Annotated in this window: 16 protein-coding genes; 8 read left to right on the top strand and 8 right to left on the bottom strand. The window is 63.5% G+C overall.

What is annotated here, in order from left to right; genetic code table 11:
- The first annotated feature begins 85 nt into the window (after positions 1-85).
- Entirely contained in the window at positions 86-1,855 is a 1,770-nt protein-coding gene (locus ACBG85_RS09625; protein ID WP_372027314.1) for an Ig-like domain-containing protein, read from the top strand.
- 51 nt (positions 1,856-1,906) lie between these two features.
- Positions 1,907-3,664, top strand: coding sequence for an Ig-like domain-containing protein (locus ACBG85_RS09620; protein ID WP_003940813.1), 1,758 nt, complete (start codon positions 1,907-1,909; stop codon positions 3,662-3,664).
- Positions 3,665-3,733: 69 nt separating this feature from the next.
- Here ACBG85_RS09620 and ACBG85_RS09615 read toward each other — a convergent pair whose 3' ends face one another.
- The 3 genes from ACBG85_RS09615 to guaB all read right to left on the bottom strand — a co-directional run bounded on the left by ACBG85_RS09615 (position 3,734) and on the right by guaB (position 8,352).
- Entirely contained in the window at positions 3,734-5,488 is a 1,755-nt protein-coding gene (locus tag ACBG85_RS09615; protein ID WP_003940689.1) for a GMC oxidoreductase, read from the bottom strand.
- 173 nt (positions 5,489-5,661) lie between these two features.
- Positions 5,662-6,801 (bottom strand): GuaB3 family IMP dehydrogenase-related protein, encoded by a 1,140-nt coding sequence (locus ACBG85_RS09610; RefSeq protein ID WP_003940976.1) that lies wholly within the window; start codon positions 6,799-6,801, stop codon positions 5,662-5,664.
- Between the two features lie 27 nt (positions 6,802-6,828).
- A complete protein-coding gene (gene guaB / locus ACBG85_RS09605; protein WP_003940903.1) occupies positions 6,829-8,352 on the bottom strand; it encodes an IMP dehydrogenase in 1,524 nt (507 codons plus the stop codon).
- A gap of 243 nt (positions 8,353-8,595) precedes the next feature.
- Between guaB and ACBG85_RS09600 the strand changes: the two genes are divergently transcribed.
- Positions 8,596-9,000 carry a DUF5319 domain-containing protein gene (locus tag ACBG85_RS09600; protein WP_003940777.1) on the top strand — a complete coding sequence of 135 codons (405 nt, stop codon included), beginning with the start codon at positions 8,596-8,598 and terminating at the stop codon, positions 8,998-9,000.
- Between the two features lie 89 nt (positions 9,001-9,089).
- Here ACBG85_RS09600 and ACBG85_RS09595 read toward each other — a convergent pair whose 3' ends face one another.
- The 3 genes from ACBG85_RS09595 to ACBG85_RS09585 all read right to left on the bottom strand — a co-directional run bounded on the left by ACBG85_RS09595 (position 9,090) and on the right by ACBG85_RS09585 (position 11,464).
- Positions 9,090-10,028 carry an anti-sigma-D factor RsdA gene (locus ACBG85_RS09595; RefSeq protein WP_228402069.1) on the bottom strand — a complete coding sequence of 313 codons (939 nt, stop codon included), beginning with the start codon at positions 10,026-10,028 and terminating at the stop codon, positions 9,090-9,092.
- On the bottom strand, positions 10,012-10,590 hold the full coding sequence (locus ACBG85_RS09590; protein WP_003940953.1) for a sigma-70 family RNA polymerase sigma factor: 579 nt from the start codon (positions 10,588-10,590) through the stop codon (positions 10,012-10,014). Before ACBG85_RS09590 ends, ACBG85_RS09595 begins: the two co-directional genes overlap by 17 nt.
- Positions 10,591-10,765: 175 nt before the next feature.
- Positions 10,766-11,464, bottom strand: coding sequence for a hypothetical protein (locus ACBG85_RS09585; RefSeq protein ID WP_003940892.1), 699 nt, complete (start codon positions 11,462-11,464; stop codon positions 10,766-10,768).
- 768 nt (positions 11,465-12,232) lie between these two features.
- Here ACBG85_RS09585 and ACBG85_RS09580 point away from each other — a divergent pair.
- The 4 genes from ACBG85_RS09580 to ACBG85_RS09565 all read left to right on the top strand — a co-directional run bounded on the left by ACBG85_RS09580 (position 12,233) and on the right by ACBG85_RS09565 (position 14,856).
- Positions 12,233-12,529: a WhiB family transcriptional regulator gene (locus ACBG85_RS09580; protein ID WP_003940939.1), complete on the top strand. Its 297-nt coding sequence runs from the start codon at positions 12,233-12,235 to the stop codon at positions 12,527-12,529.
- 165 nt (positions 12,530-12,694) lie between these two features.
- The gene (locus ACBG85_RS09575) at positions 12,695-13,360 is read left to right on the top strand and encodes a fasciclin domain-containing protein (protein ID WP_007728616.1); all 666 of its coding nucleotides are present in this window, start codon (positions 12,695-12,697) and stop codon (positions 13,358-13,360) included.
- An 88-nt stretch (positions 13,361-13,448) separates the two neighbouring features.
- Positions 13,449-14,117 (top strand): sigma-70 family RNA polymerase sigma factor, encoded by a 669-nt coding sequence (locus tag ACBG85_RS09570; RefSeq protein ID WP_007728615.1) that lies wholly within the window; start codon positions 13,449-13,451, stop codon positions 14,115-14,117.
- Between the two features lies 1 nt (position 14,118).
- The gene (locus ACBG85_RS09565; protein WP_165638197.1) at positions 14,119-14,856 is read left to right on the top strand and encodes an anti-sigma factor domain-containing protein; all 738 of its coding nucleotides are present in this window, start codon (positions 14,119-14,121) and stop codon (positions 14,854-14,856) included.
- 74 nt (positions 14,857-14,930) lie between these two features.
- Here ACBG85_RS09565 and groL read toward each other — a convergent pair whose 3' ends face one another.
- Complete coding sequence (gene groL, locus ACBG85_RS09560) at positions 14,931-16,541, bottom strand: chaperonin GroEL (RefSeq protein ID WP_065352178.1); 1,611 nt, start codon at positions 16,539-16,541, stop codon at positions 14,931-14,933.
- Positions 16,542-16,627: 86 nt separating this feature from the next.
- Positions 16,628-16,927, bottom strand: coding sequence for a co-chaperone GroES (groES, locus tag ACBG85_RS09555; RefSeq protein ID WP_003940763.1), 300 nt, complete (start codon positions 16,925-16,927; stop codon positions 16,628-16,630).
- 233 nt (positions 16,928-17,160) lie between these two features.
- Here groES and ACBG85_RS09550 point away from each other — a divergent pair, with 233 nt between their 5' ends.
- Entirely contained in the window at positions 17,161-18,876 is a 1,716-nt protein-coding gene (locus ACBG85_RS09550; protein ID WP_007728613.1) for a TIGR03767 family metallophosphoesterase, read from the top strand.
- The last annotated feature ends 2 nt before the right edge of the window (positions 18,877-18,878 follow it).

The following is an 18,878-nucleotide window of genomic DNA, read 5'->3' as shown; positions in this document are numbered from 1 at the left end:
AAAGGTAATCTCGCCCGTCAAGTGATCAGGATCACGATCGCAAACGGCCGGCGCCGCCGAACGGCGCTCACCTCGAGGAGGACCTGTGCGTCGATTCATACGACGACTCGCCATACCTGTCGCAGCTGTGACGGCTGCCGCCGGACTTCTAGTCCTCGGCACGCCGGCCACTGCTGACGAAGCCCCGCCGACCACTTTCACCGGCACGACCGACAACCTGATCTTCACGAAGAGTGTCATCGGGAACGCGGCAGTTCACCCAGGCGACACCGTCACGTACAAGACCGAGATCAAGCACAACGAAAGCGGCATCGAACGGTCGATCGCAAAGATCCGTGACATCCCGCCCGCAGGATTCGTCCTCGTGCCGGGCAGCGCCAAGGCCACCTACCTGGGGGTGACCAACCGGGCCACGATCAGCAACGAATCAGATGGCGGAGTCTCCGCGAAGTGCTCGAGCGGCTGCACCTTCCTGGTCGGTGGATTCGTCGTCAAGAAGAACCAACCCGTCACACTGGAAGCGACCTACACGGTCCCCGTCGGCACAGCATTCGGGACGTACGACAGCGGCATGCTCTTCGACGTCAACGCCTTCAGCACACAGCAGGGCCTCAACCCGATCAACGTCAACGTCCAGGTAGTCGACCCGTCTGTCGCCACCGGAACCACACTGGTTGCACCGGCAACGGCGAAGGTCGGCACGCCGGTCGACCTGACCGCGACAGTTGCGCCGTCCGACGCGAGCGGCACCGTCCAGTTCAAGGACGGCGGCAACGACATCGGCTCACCGGTCCCGGTTTCGGGCGGTAGCGCCACCCTCTCCCACACTTTCGACAGCGTCGGCGCCCACGACATCACCGCCGCGTACAACGCCGGTCCGGGATTCCACAGCTCGACCTCCGGAGTCCAGACCGTCGACGTCTCCGCGGACACCACCACCACGATCTCGGCCCCGAACGCCGCGCTGGTAGGTGACAGCATCACCGTGAGCGCTGTCGTCACACCGGCAAACGCCGTGGGCACGGTGCAGTTCAAAGACGGCGAGACCAACCTCGGCGCACCGGTGGCTGTAGTCAACGGGACGGCTTCCCTGACCCGCAGCTACGACGCTTCGGGCACCCACAGCTTCACCGCAGTGTTCACCGGCGAGGCCGGTTACGGCGATTCCGTCTCCACCGCAACCCAACTCGACGTCAGCGATCCCGACTGGGGAACCACGACCACAGTTGTCGAACCATTCACCGCTGTTGTCGGTGAACCGACCAACCTCTCGGCCACCGTCTCCCCCATCCCGAGCAGCGGAACCGTGACGTTCAAGGTCGACGGCGCCGAGGTCGGTACCGCACCGGTCGGCACGGGTGACGGCGTCGCGATCCTCCCGCACACCTTCGCATCAGCGGGCGCTGCAGCCGTGACGGCAGAGTTCTCCGGCGGAACCGGATTCATCGGCTCCACGTCCACGTCGTTCACTGTGAACGTCACCGATCCCGAACCCGCCCGCGCCGACACCACGACGTCTCTGACCGTCAGCGGCTCGGCTCAGGTCGGAAAGGCATTGCAGCTCAAGGCCACCGTCGCACCCGGAACAGCAAACGGACTGATCCAGTTCAAGTCCGGCACGACGCCCATCGGCGCACCCGTTGCCGTCGTCAACGGCGTCGCGACACTCACGCACACCTTCGACGACGAGGGAACGTTCGGCCTCACTGCCAACTTCGTCGGCGACGCCGGTTGGAAGAACTCCGTCTCCGGCCCGACGGTCGTGCAGGTCGGCACCGCACCGACCGACGGCGGCGGCACCGGAAGCGTGGACACCGGTTCGCTCAGCGGCCTCATCCCGCTCTTCGGAAGCTAGTCCCCCACATCAGCTTTGGACACCACTCCCGTACCCAGCTCAGGAGAATCCATGTTCGTGTACTCCAGACGTCGCATCGCGGCGCCGATCGCCGCCACGGCACTCGCCAGTGGCGTCATCCTCGCGGGAATCCCCGCATCAGCGGCCCCCGTGACAACAACCTTCGGCACGAGTTGCCTGGCAACCCCGTCCGCTGTCGCCGGTCCGACCACGCAGTCACAGTCCGGCTCGGTCATCGTCGACGCACCGGAATCCATCGGCGCCGGTGAAACCTTCGAGGTCACCATCCAACCCGGCCCCATCGCCTTTCCCGGCTCCGCTTCGGGGGCGACCGTCCAGAACGTCTCCCGCATCAAGGTCGACGTCGACGTTCCTGCGAACGCCACCCTGGTGGAAGCCACCATCGTCCCCGGCACTTCGGCGGGGCTCAGCGGTGTAGCGCCGAACATCCTGCGCGTCAACGAGAACGGCAACGTCGATCCCAACGGAACGATTCTGCGCCTCTCCGGAAACAACCAGGTCATCGGAAACAGCCCCAGCTCGAGCATCAACTCCGAGGGCGGCATCGTCGTCAAGGCGACCGGCAAGAACGTCGATGGTTCCAACAATGCCGACGGCTACACGCAGTTCCAGCTCCCCCAGGTCAAGGCAGTTCTCAAGGCCGGCGATTCAGGGGACGTCGCGATGAAGGTACGCACCGGCGGCAGCGCGGGAGCGTGGAACAACGATCGCAACTTCCTCACGTTCCTCCCCAAGGCCACCCTGGTCATCACCGCCTGGGCACCCACGCGATGCACCCCGCGTGACGCCGAGAACGGTCCGCTCAACAGCGGCGCAGGCCCCCTCGCCACGACGCGGATCATCGAGGCGGACAAGGCAACCACCACCACAGTCGTCGGACCGGCCAACGCCAAGAACGGAACTCCCGTCACCCTGTCAGCCAACGTGAGCGGCGGCGCAAACGGTGGAACCGTCCAGTTCTTCGACGGCGACAACCCACTCGAGGACGCCGTGCCGGTAACCGGAGGGTCGGCCAGCATCTCCCCGACCTTCACCGAGGACGGACCGCACTCCATCACCGCGAGCTACAGCGGAGCCCCTGGGTTCCTGGCGTCGACGTCGGCGTCGGCCAAGATCGTGACCGTCACGACCGATGCACCGCCGGACGCCGTGACCACTACCGCCACGGTGTCGCCGTCGACCGCGAAGGTCGGACAGGACGTCAACCTGACTGCCAAGGTCGATCCGCAGGGTACCGGCGGCACCGTCGATTTCATCGTCGACGGCACCGAAACGGTCAGTGCTCCGGTCGGAACCGACGGAGTTGCCGTCGCTCCGTACACCTTCACCTCGACCGGAACGCACAAGGTTGTCGCGAAGTTCACGGGCTCACCAGGATTCGCGCCGTCCGCTGCCCCGGCATTCCCGGTCAGTGTGACGACGCCGGCTCCGGCTGACGTCGAGACGACCACGGTTCTCGACGCTGTCGGAACTGTTCAGAAGAACACCCCGGTGACGCTCAAGGCAACGGTCGATCCGTCCGGCGCCACGGGCAAGGTCCAGTTCAAGGTCGGTGACACCCTCATCGGTGGACCGGTCGACGTGGTCAACGGTGTCGCAACGGTACCGGCGACGTTCTACAACTCCGGGACCTACAGTGTCACCGCCGAATTCGTGGGCGCTTCGGGCTACACGGCCTCCGCATCCGCGCCGCAGACCCTGACCGTCCCCGGCGATACGGACGGCGGGCCCGGAGGCGGGACCGGCAGCCTCGACCTCGGCACTCTGTTCGGGTCGCTAGGAGGCTGACACTCTGAAACAGAGATGGGGCGTGTCGTCGAATCCTCGACGACACGCCCCATCTTCGTTCGCGGCGAACTATCCGGCTGCCGGCTCCGCCGGAACAGCGGTAGCTGTCTTGCCGCCGGTGATCTTCACGATCGGCAGGACCAGCGCGGCCGGGGCCGACGCCGGCACCACAGGCGACTTGGGTGCAATCGGAGCCAAACGCTCGTAGCCGCTGCCCTGGGCGGGACGCAGGTCGGTCTCCCCCTTGTTCGGCCACAGCGAGGCCGAACGCTCGGCCTGAGCGGCAATGGTCAGCGACGGATTCACGCCGAGGTTGGCCGAGACCGCTGCGCCGTCGACGACGCTGAGCGTCGGGTAGCCGTACACGCGGTGGTACGGATCGATGACGCCGTGATCGGAATCCGACGCGATAGCGCAACCGCCGAGGAAGTGCGCCGTCAGTGGAACGTTGAAGATCTCGCCCCACGTGCCGCCCGCGACGCCGTCGATCTTCTCGGCAACTCGACGCGTCGCCTCGTTGCCCTCCGGGATCCACGTCGGGTTCGGCTGACCGTGGCCCTGCTTGCTGGTGACCTTGCGTCGACCGAACAGGCCCTTCTTCGTGTACGTGGTGATGGAGTTGTCGAGGTTCTGCATGACCAACGCGATGATCGTGCGCTCACTCCAGTCCTTGACCGTCAACATGCGCAACATCTGGTACGGATTCTTCGCAACCACACCGAGGAACTTGATCCATCGGGGCGTCTTGCCGCCGCCGTCCGTCATCAAGGTCTGCAACAGGCCCATCGCGTTCGATCCCTTGCCGTAGCGGACCGGCTCGATGTGGGTGTCGCTGCTCGGGTGGAACGACGAGGTGATCGCCACTCCGCGAGTCAGGTCGAGTGCGGGATCGACCTTGTACTTGCCTGCGCCGACAATGGATTCGGAGTTCGTTCGAGTCAGCTCGCCGAGCTTGTCGGAGAGCTTGGGCAGCGCTCCGGTGTCCTTCATGTCGAAGAGCAGATGCTGAGTGCCCCACGTTCCGGCCGCGAGAATGACGTTCGCAGCCGTGTAGGTGCGGCGGTTCTTTCGTCCGAATGCACCGGTTCGCTCGGTGAACACGTCCCACGAACCGTCGCGAGCCTCACGAAGCCCGGACACGGTGGTCATCGGAATGATCTCGGCGCCGGCTGTCTCGGCAAGGCCCAGATAGTTCTTGAGGAGCGTGTTCTTCGCTCCGTGACGGCAGCCCGTCATGCACTCGCCACACTCGATGCAACCGGTGCGCTCGGGTCCGACGCCGCCGAAGTACGGGTCCTTCGCCTTCTTGCCAGGTTCACCGAAGTAGACGCCGACAGGGGTCTGGATGAACGTGTCGCCGACGCCCATGTCATCTGCGACGGACTTCATGATCTCGTCAGCGGGCGTCATGTGCGGATTCTGCACGACGCCGAGCATCTTCTGAGCCTGCTCGTAGTACGGGGTGAGCTCGCTTCGCCAGTCAGTGATGTGCGCCCACTGCTTGTCCTGGAAGAACGGCTCCGGCGGCTGGTACAGCGTGTTGGCGTAGTTCAACGACCCGCCGCCGACGCCTGCGCCCGCGAGAATGAGGCAGTCGCGCAACAGGTGCACGCGCTGAATGCCGAAGCACCCCAGCTTCGGAGCCCAGAGGAACTTCTTGAGATCCCAACTGGTCTTCGCGAAATCTTCGTCGGCATACCGTCGGCCGGCTTCGATGACGCCGACCTTGTAGCCCTTCTCCACGAGACGAAGCGCGCTCACGCTTCCGCCGAACCCGGATCCGACGATCAGTACGTCGTAGTCCGTTGCCCGTTGCTTGCCCATCAGGACACCTCCACCGTGAACCGTAGTTACCCGCCAGTATGCACCTATCCCTTGTGACTACCACCACAAGGGGCCCCATAAGCGTAACCGCAAGTATCAGGAACGGAAGAAAGTCCTGCACAACGAACTGTGGCCCCGGTTCACGAAGAACCGGGGCCACAGAAAGGTACAAACTACGCGCGGACTGTCAGCCCGACCTTCTGGAACTCCTTGAGATCGGAGTATCCGGCCTTCGCCATCGACCGACGGAGACCACCGACGAAGTTCAGCGAACCGTACGGATCGTCCGAAGGGCCGCTCAGAACCTGGTCCAGACTCGGACGCTCACCATAGGAAACCGGAAGAAGTGCTCCACGCGGAACCGAAGGATGAGCCGCAGCGGACGGCCAGTACCAGCCACCACCCGGCGCCTCGGCGGACACGGCCAGCGGCGTGCCCAGAACGGCAGCGTCGGCACCGCAGGCGATGGCCTTCGCCAGATCACCCGAAGTTGCGATGTCACCGTCGGCGATGACGTGGACGTAGCGTCCACCCGTCTCGTCGAGGTAGTCGCGCCTGGCTGCTGCAGCATCGGCAATGGCCGTGGCCATCGGAACGCCGATGCCCAGGACCTCACCGGTGGTGGTTGCACCCTCGGTAGACCCGTACCCGACGATGACACCGGCAGCGCCGGTACGCATCAGGTGCAGCGCGGTGCGGTGGTCACTGACCCCACCCGCGACAACCGGAACGTCGAGTTCCGAGATGAACGTCTTGAGGTTGAGCGGTTCCTGCTCGGTGTGCACGACGTGCTCGGCCGAGATGATCGTGCCGTGGACGACCAGGAGGTCGATTCCCGCCTTGATCAGCTCCGGCGTCAGTGCGCGCGCATTCTGCGGGCTGACGCGAACGGCAGTGGTGACCCCCGAATCACGGACCTGCGCCACCGCAGCTGCCAGAAGACCGGCCTGCAGCGGAGCCGCATGCAGCTCCTGCAGGTAGCGGATGGCCGCGTCGACGCCACCGTCCTTCTCGGCGATCTCGACGAGACGCCGGAGCTTCTCCTCGACATCGGGGTGACGGCCCCACAGGCCTTCACCGTTGATGACACCGAGGCCGCCGCGCTTACCCAACTCGATCGCGAAAGTCGGCGAGACCAACGCGTCGGTGGGATGTGCGAGGACAGGAATGTCGAACCTGTAAGCGTCGAGCTGCCAAGCAGTCGACACCTCCTTCGACGAACGAGTTCGCCGGGAGGGAACGATGTTCACATCGTCCAACTCGTAGGTACGTCGGGCCGTTCGACCCATGCCGATCTCAACGAGGTCGCGCACGCGCGCCCCTTTCTCGTGTACTGGTTGCTAACGAGCGGTGTAGTTGGGTGCTTCGACAGTCATCGTGATGTCGTGCGGATGGCTTTCCTTCAAACCGGCCGCCGTGATCTGGACGAACTGAGCGTTCTGCAGGTGCTCGATCGTCGCCGACCCCGTGTATCCCATGGCAGCGCGCAGACCACCGGTGAGCTGGTGCGTCACCTGCGAGAGCGGGCCACGGAACGGAACACGTCCTTCGATGCCTTCCGGAACCAACTTGTCCTCGGAAAGCACGTCGTCCTGGAAGTACCGGTCCTTGGAGTACGACTTGGCCTCGCCACGCGACTGCATCGCGCCGAGCGAACCCATTCCGCGGTAGCTCTTGAACTGCTTGCCGCCGACCAGAATCAGTTCGCCGGGCGATTCAGCGGTACCGGCCAGGAGTGAACCCAGCATGGCCGTCGACGCACCTGCGGCAAGAGCCTTCGCGATGTCACCGGAGAACTGGAGTCCACCGTCGGCGATGACGGGCACACCGAGAGGCTTGCACGCGGCAACCGCTTCCAGGATGGCGGTGACCTGAGGGGCACCGACACCGGCGATGACGCGGGTGGTGCAGATGGAACCAGGGCCGACTCCGACCTTGACGGCATCGACGCCGGCTTCGACCAGTGCCAGAGCACCCGCGCGCGTAGCGACGTTGCCACCGATGATCTGAACCCGCTCGCCCAGTTCACGCTTGAGCTTGGCGATCATGTCGAGAACATTGGACGAATGCCCGTGCGCACTGTCCACCACGAGTACGTCCACACCGGCATCGGTGAGCGCCATCGCGCGCTGGAAGGCGTCATCGCCGGCACCGACTGCAGCGCCGACGAGCAGTCGACCGTCACGGTCCTTGGTGGCGTCGGGATGCTGCTCGGTCTTGACGAAGTCCTTGACCGTGATCAGACCGGTGAGCTTGCCGTTGCCGTCGACGATCGGCAGCTTCTCGATCTTGTGCCGACGAAGAAGACCCAGTGCCACGTCAGCGGTGACGCCTTCCTGAGCGGTGATCAGGGGCATCTTGGTCATGATCTCCGCGACCGGGCGGTTCTGGTCGACCTCGAAACGCATGTCCCGGTTGGTGACGATGCCAACCAGCTGGCCGGCGTCGTCGGTGACAGGCAGACCCGAGATGCGGAAACGAGCGCACTTCGCATCGACCTCACCCATCGTGTCGGTCGGCTTACACGTGACGGGATCGGTCACCATGCCGGCCTCGGAACGCTTGACCGTCTCGACCTGTCCTGCCTGGACCTCAACCGACGAGTTGCGGTGCAGAACACCCATGCCGCCGGCGCGTGCCATCGCAATTGCCATGCGCGACTCGGTGACGGTGTCCATCGCAGAACTGACCAACGGAATCCGCAGACGGATGTCGCGGGTCAGTTGACTGGACGTGTCGACCTGGCTCGGGATGACGTCGGACGCAGCAGGCAACAGCAGCACGTCGTCGTATGTCAGTCCCAGCATCGCGACCTTGTTGGGGTCGTCTCCTCCGGTGTGTACATGTCCTGCAGAACTACTCATGCGGTCAGGACCCTCCATGGACCTAGATTCGCCCAGGGCGACCGCTGTAGCAGCCGCCTCGAAACGGATTACGAAAGCTGGATATCGGATAGAAGGCGCCTGCACGGAAAGAAATTCCTGGCACCTTTTCCCGGCGTTGCACACCATGGTATCGGCTCACTCAAAGGTCCGAACCATCCCACCCACGCTGCGGGTACGCGTAACAAGTGGCGCTGACCCCCCTGACCTGCGTACCGTGGTGCTGTGCGTGATCAACTGCCCCCCGGTCTGCCGCCAGATCCCTTCGCCGGCGACCCAGCTGACCCCTCCGCGGCTCTCGATGCCATCGAGCCGGGCCAACCACTCGACCCCCACGAACGCCAAGCGGTCGAGGAGGATCTCGCTGACCTCGCTGTTTACGAGGCACTCCTCGCTCACCGCGGTATCCGCGGTCTCGTAGTCTGCTGCGAGGACTGCCAACAGGATCACTACCACGACTGGGACATGCTGCGCGCAAACCTGCTGCAGCTGCTTGTGGACGGAACCGTCCGCCCTCACGAGCCTGCCTACGACCCGATGCCTGAGGCATATGTCACGTGGGACTACTGCCGTGGATACGCCGATGCGTCGATGAACGAGGCGATGCACGGCGACGGTTTCGACAGCTGAGCGAAACCTCACCCAAGCTCATACGAAAGTGGCCGACAAGCAATTGCTTGTCGGCCACTTTCGTTTGAATTCAGATCGGAACGGTGCGATCAGGGCGGGGGTGAAGAAGAATCACCCGACGGAGACGAGGCCGGCGCCAGAGGCGTCGTTGTCGTGGTTGTCGTCGTTGTTGTCGTGGTCGTTGCCGTGGGCGACGATGACGGTGTCGACGACGCCGCGCTTGGACCAGGCGCCTGCATGATTCCAGGATTGGGCGTTGTCGTCGTGGTCACACCCCCAGGCAGCTGAGGGTTCGCCGGATTGACGGAGATCCCCGGAATCGCCGTGGGAGACGTGGCAATCGAGGACTGCTGGTCGGTCGTCGACGGCGGCACTGCGGGTGACGTGGTCTCCTGGACCTGCGTCATCAACTTGCCCCAACGCTCGACGAGGTCGGTCTTGTCCTGCGAGTCCTTGACCGCATCGGCACGGTGAGCTGCGTTGTCCAGCACCATCTTTGCCGCAGGAATGTCTCCGGCAGCCAACAGCCGCTCGGCCTTTTCCAGCTCGGAAGTCGTGTCGATCTTCGCAACTGTCGAGTTGGCCTCGTCGGCGAAGACGACCTGCTTGACGCCCCACAGGGCATCGCCGGGCTGGGCGTCGTACGCCATCGCCGTGGCGCCACCGAAGACCACTGCTGCAACTGCTGCAGCGGCGGCGATCGGACGAACCACACGCAATCGAGAACGGGAACGTGAACGCTGACGATCGGAGAAGCCGGACGGCGTCGCTGTGATTGCAGCGATGACATCGTCCAATAACGGACCCTCGGGCATCGGAGTCGCAACGACATCGTCACGCCATTGCGAGAGGATCAACGCAAGTTCGTACTGTTCGGTGCTATCGGTTGCTACCGGCCCACCATTCGAAATGGATTCGATCAGCGCATCGTCACGCCGAACCGCAGCCAAATCCACTGGCGTACCGTCGTCGGCGAGATCACCGAGATTCGAAGCGTCATGCCCCTCGTCTCTAGCCAAAGCTCTCACCTGCTTTCGTCACTTCTTTTTTCAGTTTCGCGATCGCTCTGTGCTGAGCGACTCGTACAGCTCCGGCGGTACTACCGACGGCGACGGCCGTTTCCTCGGCCGACATCCCGACCACCAGGCGAAGTATCAAGATTTCTCGATGCTTCTCCGGAAGTGTGCCGAGAAGTTCGTGCATCTGTCTGCTGGACTCCGAATCGAGAGCTCGCTGTTCGGGACCATCATCCAGTGCTATTACATCCGGTACTTCGGAAACGGGCTCCGACTTGTTACGGGCGGAGCTTCGATGTGCGTCCGCAACCTTGTGCGCGGCAATTCCGTACACAAAGGCCATGAACGGGCGTCCCTGGTCCTGATATCGCGGCAGCGCGGTCATCACGGCCAGACAGACTTCCTGTGCGACGTCGTCAGCGGACAGGTGTCCTCTCTCGGCCGCACCCACTCGACCGCGGCAGTAGCGCACCACCATCGGTCGGATGTTCTCCAGAACCAAAGCTAGAGCTGTACGGTCGCCCTGCGCAGCAGCGGCGACCGCGGTGTCCAACTCATCGCTCGTATTTGTCATCGTCAGCGAAAATCCTGGCGTTACAGTGGCACCTCCCGAGCGGGTGTGCTCCCGCTCTCAGCGGAACCCTCTAAGAGTAACCATCCGGACCGACTGGTCTCCGCATACCTGCCCAGCAGTCGCGATATCGATACAGCTCCTTCTGGAATGTTCTCCGGAGACTTCGGTGGAGTGGTTACGACAAAGGTAGGAGTGATCCACCACGCATCGCAATCAGATCGCCGATCTCCCGGGCACTCGGTGAGGTTCTCTCCCCGCTGACACCTTCGATCAACAGAGACGACGCCCAGGCCAGGGGCAGCAGGCCGTATTGCCGGCACCGCGCGAACACATCTGCTGCCATCTTCACGGCTGCGCTCGCGTCTGTTCCGGTCAGCGCGGCGCTACGCAGCAGATCCGACTTCACGCGGTGCCGCACAGACTCCGATTCCGCTGACAATTCGACGGCGCGTTCTGCGTGTCTGCGGGCACGAGCGAAGTCGCCTCCCGCCAACGCCAATTCTGCGGAGACCCATTCGATCCGAATTTCCTGCCGCCACAGCCCGCCCTCGGCATCCAGACGCGCCCGACATTGCGCCAGCAGGCGCCAGCCGAGCGGGAGCCTGCCACAGCCGAGGGCGTCTGCGGCCAGACCGGTCAGAGCGTCACAGGCAGCCTCTGGATCACCTGGCAGGCCGCCGACGATCGCCAGTGCGCGCCCGTCCCACGTGGACGCGAGTGCATGGCGTCCGCTCTGGCGAAGAAACGACGCCCTCGTGCTGGCAGACAGAGAGGCAAGAACCCGATCCGAGTGCGTCGAGAACCCGGCCGTGAGCCGATCGAGGACATCCAATGCAGCCCGCGCTCTTGCGTAGTGGCCCTGACCACCCAGCACTACTGCCGTTGTCCACCAATCTCGGGTAGAGCAAGGCGCCGGGAGGCGGTCGAGATCCGGATCCGCACCGAACGCGGCAGACTCGAGGGACCCTGGAAGTGCAGTTGTTTCGTTGGGCACAGGTGATTGAGGGCGCGCAGGTGTCGACACAGGTTGATCATCGCAGCAGCACGAGCAGACATTCGCACGACCGGCGTCACACCAACGATGCCAAAAGTCGCACGAAACACGAAAAGGCAAGTTTGTCGGAGTTAATCAGATATTCAACTGAGATTTGCCAAATGTACTCGTAATGATATTTAACGGGCATATATCCGTGACGTTAACTGCGCATTACTTATTGGACGGATGTCCTAGTTGAAACTTGGGCACTAAGTCCCGAAATGGAGCGCAACCCCGCCCACGCAATATCGGACAAATGACGCAAACCGAGCCGAATGACCGAGTGATTTCGCCGGGCGATCAGCCTCGAACATATCCCTGATCTGTGGGTTTCGCATCTCGAGCTGCCAGGCTTGCCGGCCGCCACCTCGATCGACCCAATTTCGACATCGGCGCAGAACAACGCACGAGGGGCCCGAAATGTAAATATATACTTCGTTAACTCTCGCATTTCGATATATGCCGATCGCCACTGAACGAGCCTATTGACGCGATTTACTCAGCACCCTTACGGTTAGCAAGCGTGAACGATTCAGAAGGCCCGGATAACCTCCGGGCAACTTGGTCCGCTCGTTGATCAACGCGAGCTTGCAGTAAGGAGTCAACATGCCTGCACCGAATCACCTTCCAGGCCCCAACGCAGACATCTGGGACTGGCAGATGCACGGTCTGTGCCGCGGAGTCGACTCCTCCATGTTCTTCCATCCCGATGGCGAACGCGGTAGAGCACGTGCCCAGCGCGAAACCCGCGCAAAAGAGATGTGCCGTCAGTGCCCGGTCCTGATGCAGTGCCGCAGCCACGCGCTGACCGTCGCCGAGCCGTACGGCATCTGGGGAGGAATGTCGGAAACCGAACGTGAACTACACGCGCGCCACCGTCGCACCACCCGCATAGCTTCCTGATACACGTAGGTAGAGCGCACTAGGCCCCCGAGAGTTTTCGGGGGCTTTTGCGTGTGGACGGGACACCGTCGAAAAGAATTTCCGACACGACCCATCCGACCGACGCCTGCCTCCGAATGCCTTCTGACAGTGCACCTCAGCACATCCCTTCAGGAAGGCAGACCCATGAACACCTCTACTCGAGTTCTGGCAGTCACCGCAGCAGCCTCTTTCGCCGTCTTCGGCGTGGTCGGTTGCTCCTCCGACGACAACGATTCGTCGACCGACACGTCCAGCGCCGCCATGACGTCTTCTGCCATGGGATCGAGCATGTCTCCCAGCAGCGCGATGGCGGAGCCTGCTTCCGATCTGGTCGGTGCCGGTTGTGCCGACTATGCAGCTGCAGTGCCGAGCGGCGCCGGATCGGTCAGCGGAATGGCCCAGGATCCGGTTGCCACAGCGGCGTCCAACAATCCGTTGCTCACCACCTTGACCGCGGCGGTCTCCGGCCAGCTCAACCCGGACGTCAACCTGGTCGACACTCTCAACGGTGGCGAGTTCACCGTCTTCGCACCGATCGACTCGGCATTCGCCAAGATCGACCCCGCCACGATCGACAGCCTCAAGACGGACAGCGCCACGCTGACCAAGATCCTCACCTACCACGTGGTTCCCGGCCAGATCGCCCCTGACGCGATCGACGGAACTCACCCCACCGCCGAGGGCGGAACGGTTACCGTCACCGGATCCGGTGACAACATCAAGGTCAACGACGCAACTGTCGTCTGCGGTGGAGTCAAGACCGCAAACGCCACCGTCTACCTCATCGATTCGGTGCTGATGCCGCAGTAGTCCCCACCTGCTGTGCGCCTTTATCAACCCCCCGCGGTTAATAAAGGCGCACAGCGGCCAACGGCGGGCCAAGAGAAAAGAACCGGACATGCACGCTACGGTTGTACGCGATGAAGCGAGACAACTCTTCGTGAGCGAGCCAGACCATGCGTCGGATGCGGCCGACGCATGCCCGACGGACAATTCTGCGGCCCGCACCGCGCGAATCGCGGAATCACGCGAGCTGGCAGTGATCCTCGCGAACGTCGCCGGTGGCGACCAGAGCGCCTTCGCCGAGTTCTACGACCGAACCAGCTCCCGTGTGTACGGCATGGTTCTTCGTGTACTCCGTGATCCAGGTTTCTCCGAGGAAGCGGTCCAAGAGGTCTACCTCCAGGCCTGGAAATCAGCCGACAGCTTCGACCCTGCCAAGGGGTCCGCGCTTTCCTGGCTCCTGACACTTGCCCACCGGCGCGCAGTGGATCGCGTGCGCTCCGAACAGTCGAGTTCGGATCGACAGGCTCTCTACGACACCACCAATGCCACTCCCGAGTTCGACGTCGTCAGCGACGAAGTGACACGAAGAGACGAGCATCGTGCTGTCACCGACTGTCTCGAAACGCTGACGGACACTCAGCGCCAATCAGTGACTCTCGCCTATTACGGCGGCCGAACGTACCGCGAGGTGGCCGAAGATCTCGGCGTGGCGATTCCCACGATCAAGTCGCGAATTCGCGACGGACTACTGCGCCTACGTGGATGTTTGGGGGTGATGTGAGATGGACGAAGAGCTGATCGACTACGCGTACGCCTACGCGATCGATGCGTTGGACCTCGACGAGCGCCGTGAGGTCGACAAACGACTTGCCGCTTCGGACTCCGCGACCCGCGCCGAATTCGACGCCCAGGTCCGGCTCACCGCCGAAACCATGGCCGCGATGACCGTCGTCGACGCTGTCGAGCCCCCGCCGTCGCTGCGCAGCAGCGTCCTCGCCTCGATCGCAGAACAGACCGCGGCTCCCAACGCCCCGGTTTCGCTGGCCGAGCGTCGTAACCGTCGACGCCCGTGGACCATGGCTCTTGCGGCGGCCGCCGCAGTCGCAATCCTGGTCGGCGGCATCGGAATCGGACGCACGCTGTCCGACAACACGCCGCCGCCGAACCCCGCATCCGAAATCATGGCAGCACCCGACGTTCATGCAACGACGCGTGACATCCCGGGCGGCGGTAGTGCCACGACGCTGTTCTCGCCCTCCGAAGACGCCGCAGTCCTCGTGATGAACGACGTGACTCCCCCGAGTCCGGATACCGTCTACCAGATGTGGCTGGTGCCGGGCGACACCGACGACACCACGATGATCCCGATGGGGACGATGGCTCCGGGCGACGTCAAACCCACTACCCAGGTGGTGCTCGACGGCATCGGTCCGAATACGAAGTTGGCGTTCACTGTCGAACCGCCCGGCGGATCGCAGCAGCCGACGAGCGAGCCGTTCGCAACGATCCCGCTCATCTGATCGCCAGACGAAAAAAGATCCCCCACCGGAATCCGGTGGGGGATCTCTTCTTTGTCGAAACTACGAGCAGCGAGTCAGTGGCTGTGACCGTGTCCGGTGTCGGCAACTTCCTCGGTCGGCTTCTCGACGACGGCGCTCTCGGTCGTGAGGATCATGCGCGCGACGGAAGCGGCGTTGACCACTGCCGAGCGAGTGACCTTGACCGGGTCTACGACGCCGTCGGCAAGCAGGTTGCCGTAGGTGAGGGTGGCAGCGTTGAAGCCTTCGCCCTTGGTCATCTCGGCGACCTTGCTGACAACGACGGAACCGTCGATGCCTGCGTTGCTGGAGATCCAGAACAACGGGGCGTTGAGGGCTTCGCGGACCACGGCAACGCCGGTGGCCTCGTCACCCGTCAAGCCGAGGTTCCCGATCAGAGCCGTGCCGGCCTGAACGAGAGCCGATCCGCCACCGGGGACGATGCCCTCGGAAACTGCTGCCTTGGCTGCGTTGACCGCATCCTCGACGCGGAACTTGCGTTCCTTCAGATCGGTTTCGGTGGCTGCGCCGACCTTGATGACGGCCACGCCGCCGGACAGCTTCGCCAGACGCTCTTCGAGCTTCTCGCGGTCCCAATCCGAATCGGTGTTCTCGATCTCGCGACGCAGCTGCGCAACGCGGGTCGCGATGTCGTCAGCGGTGCCTGCACCGTCGACGATGACCGTCTCGTCCTTGGTGACGACAACGCGGCGAGCGCTGCCGAGCAGGTCGAGGCCGGCTTCCTTGAGCGAGAGGCCGACGTCGGTGTTGATGACGGTGCCTGCCGTGACGACTGCGAGGTCGTCGAGGAATGCCTTGCGACGATCACCGAAGAACGGCGCCTTGACGGCGACGGCCTTGATGGTCTTGCGGATGGAGTTGACCACGAGGGTGGAGAGAACTTCACCCTCGACGTCCTCGGCGATGATCAAGAGCGGCTTGCCGGATTCGGCAACCTTCTCGAGCAGCGGAAGGAAGTCGGGAAGTGAGCTGATCTTCTCGCGGAAGAGCAGGATCAGCGCGTCTTCGTAGACGGCCTTCTGCGCATCGATGTCGGTGACGAAGTAGGGCGAGAGGTAGCCCTTGTCGAACTGAACACCTTCGGTGACAACGAGTTCGGTTGCAACGGTGGAGGATTCCTCGACCGTCACGACGCCGTCGGTTCCGACACGGGTGAGTGCCTCGCCGACGAGCTTGCCGATCTCTTCGTCACGCGAGGAGACGGTGGCGACCTGAGCGATCGACTTCTCGCCCTCGACGGGGGTGGCTGCGGCGAGCAGTTCCTCGACGACCTTGTCGGCTGCGGCGTTGATGCCGACGCCGAGAGCCATCGGGTTCGCGCCCGCTGCGATGTTCTTGAGTCCGCCGCGGACGATGGCCTGGGCCAGAACGGTCGCGGTGGTGGTGCCGTCGCCGGCAACATCGTTGGTCTTGGTGGCGACGCTCTTGACGAGCTGTGCGCCGAGGTTCTCGAAGGGATCTTCGAGCTCGATCTCACGGGCGATGCTCACACCGTCGTTGGTGACGGTGGGGCCGCCGAATGCCTTGGCGAGCACGACGTGGCGTCCACGCGGGCCCAAGGTCACCTTGACGGCGTCGGCAAGCTTGTCGACTCCGGCTTCGAGAGCGCGGCGTGCGGTCTCGTTGAACGCAATTTGCTTGGACATCTGTTCTGTCAGCTCCTGAATCTTCGGGGCGTGAACGCATTCCGCCCCGGGATCCTGTGTGGACTCCGGGGCGGATCACGTGTGTCTTACTTGGAGACGACAGCCAGCACGTCGCGTGCCGACAGGATCAGGTATTCCTGGCCGGCGTACTTGATCTCGGTTCCGCCGTACTTGGAGTAGATGACCGTGTCACCCTCCTTGACGTCGACCGGGATGCGGTTGCCCTGCTCGTTGACGCGGCCTTCGCCGACTGCAACGACGGTGCCCTCCTGGGGCTTTTCCTTGGCTGTGTCAGGAATGACCAGGCCGGAAGCCGTCGTCGTTTCAGCCTCGTTGGCCTGGACGAGGATCTTGTCCTCGAGCGGCTTGATGTTGACGCTCGCCACGATGAGCCCTCCACTTTGGGGTATGTGCGTCCGAGGCGATCCTCGGACAGCTGTTTGGGTATGCCGTTTACGGCGCGTCACTGCAGTCCCGTCGTCGCGGGTGCCGGAACTCGATCAGCGCCAATTGGCACTCTATACGTGAGAGTGCCAACCCTCAAGGACTGGGCGCATTTTTCTCTTCGTCCAGAGCGAAACAGGACAGCCGTCCACCACGTTCACCTATTGTTCACTTCGTGACGAACATCAATCGCCGTAGTTTTCTGACCTTCGCCGGACTCGGCGCCGTCGGCGCGGTCAGCCTTGGCAAGCCGTGGGGCCTGCAATATGCAGGCGCGTCGACCATTCCGACGTCAGGTCCTGGCACCACTCTCGAGTCCGTGTCCACCCCCGTCAGCAGCAGCGGCTACACCAAGCTCACCGCCGGACCCGGTTGGGCGAACATCGTGCGCAGCGAGTTGGCCGAGCCGAAGTCGGGACGCGAGGACCGACGCACCGCGCTCGCCTCACTCGTGCAGTTGACCGACGTCCACATCGTCGACGCCCAGTCCCCCATGCGATTCGAGTACGTCCACCAGATCACCGGCTCGGCGTTCCGTCCCCAGGAGACCCTGACGGCGCACGGGCTGATTTCACTTGTCCGCCGGGTCAATTCGATCGGCAGTGGCCCGCACACGTCGCGCCCCTTCGATGCCGTCGTCACCACCGGCGACAACACGGACAACAAGGAATTCGCCGAACTCGACTGGTTCCTCACCTCACTCAACGGCGGAACCGTCGTCGCCAATACCGGTGCCAAGGACCGCTACGAGGGTGTACAGAACTCGGGTGCCGATCTCTACTGGAACCCCGAGTCACCGATGCTCGACATGTACAAGAAGGCCGGATTCCCGGAGATCCCCGATTTCTTCGGTGCCGCTTTCACGCCCGTGTCGAGCCCCGGCCTGAACACCCCTTGGTACTGCGTGTTCGGCAACCACGACGATTCGGTGTCCGGCACGGTGCCCAGCGGCATCCCGCCGCTCGAAGCGATGTACACGGGATCTCTCAAATTCGAGGTGCCTGGTTCACCGGAGCAGGCCAAGCAGATCGACGTCGCCACCAAGTTCGATCCCAGTGCGATACCCGGAATCCTGTCCGCCTTCACGACGCCGCCGCGCCAGGTCACCCCCGACCCGTCGCGCGCGCCGTTCACACCGCGACAGTTCATCGCCGCACATCTTGATCCCGCGCACACCGGTCCCGGCCCCGTCGGACACGGTTTCGCCCCCGACGCCGGCGAAACCGGTATCGGTTACTACTCGTTCGAGATCGCACCGGGCGTCGTCGGCATCAGCATGGACTCCACCAACCGCGCGGGCCTCGTCGACGGTTCGCTGGGCGCCGCTCAGTTCCAGTGGATCGAGAACACCCTGCGCGCCGGCAGCAGCACCTACTACGACGCCGCGGGCTCTCGCGTCACCGAGTCGCGAGGTGACACGTATTTCGTGCTGTTCAGTCACCACACGAGCGACACGATGGACAATCTCATTCCCGACCCCGAGAACGTCCTCGAGCCACGCCTGCGCGGTTCACAGCTTCTCGACTTGCTGCATCGTTTCCCGAACGTACTTGCCTGGGTCAACGGACACACCCACGAGAACAAGATCACCCCGTGGCCCGGCGCGACCCCCGAGCAGGGCTTCTGGGAGATCAACACCGCCTCGCACATCGACTACCCGCAACTCGGACGCATCATCGAGATCGCGGACAACCATGACGGAACGGTGTCGTTGCTTGCGACGCTCTTCGAGGCGGAGAGTCCCAATTCCGTCGACTACAGCGACAAGTCGGCAGCCGGGCTCGCCTCGCTGTACCGCGAACTGTCGTTCAACGACATCCACCGCGACCCGAAGCTGACGGGTACCGGCGTCGACCAGAACGTCGAATTGTTGGTCCACACCGGACGATGACT

The organism is Rhodococcus sp. NyZ502, assembly GCF_041464245.1.
GTDB classification, from domain to species: Bacteria; Actinomycetota; Actinomycetes; order Mycobacteriales; family Mycobacteriaceae; genus Rhodococcus_F; species Rhodococcus_F qingshengii.
Note: the sequence above shows the minus strand (reverse complement) of the source record. Positions and strands in the feature narration are given on the sequence as shown.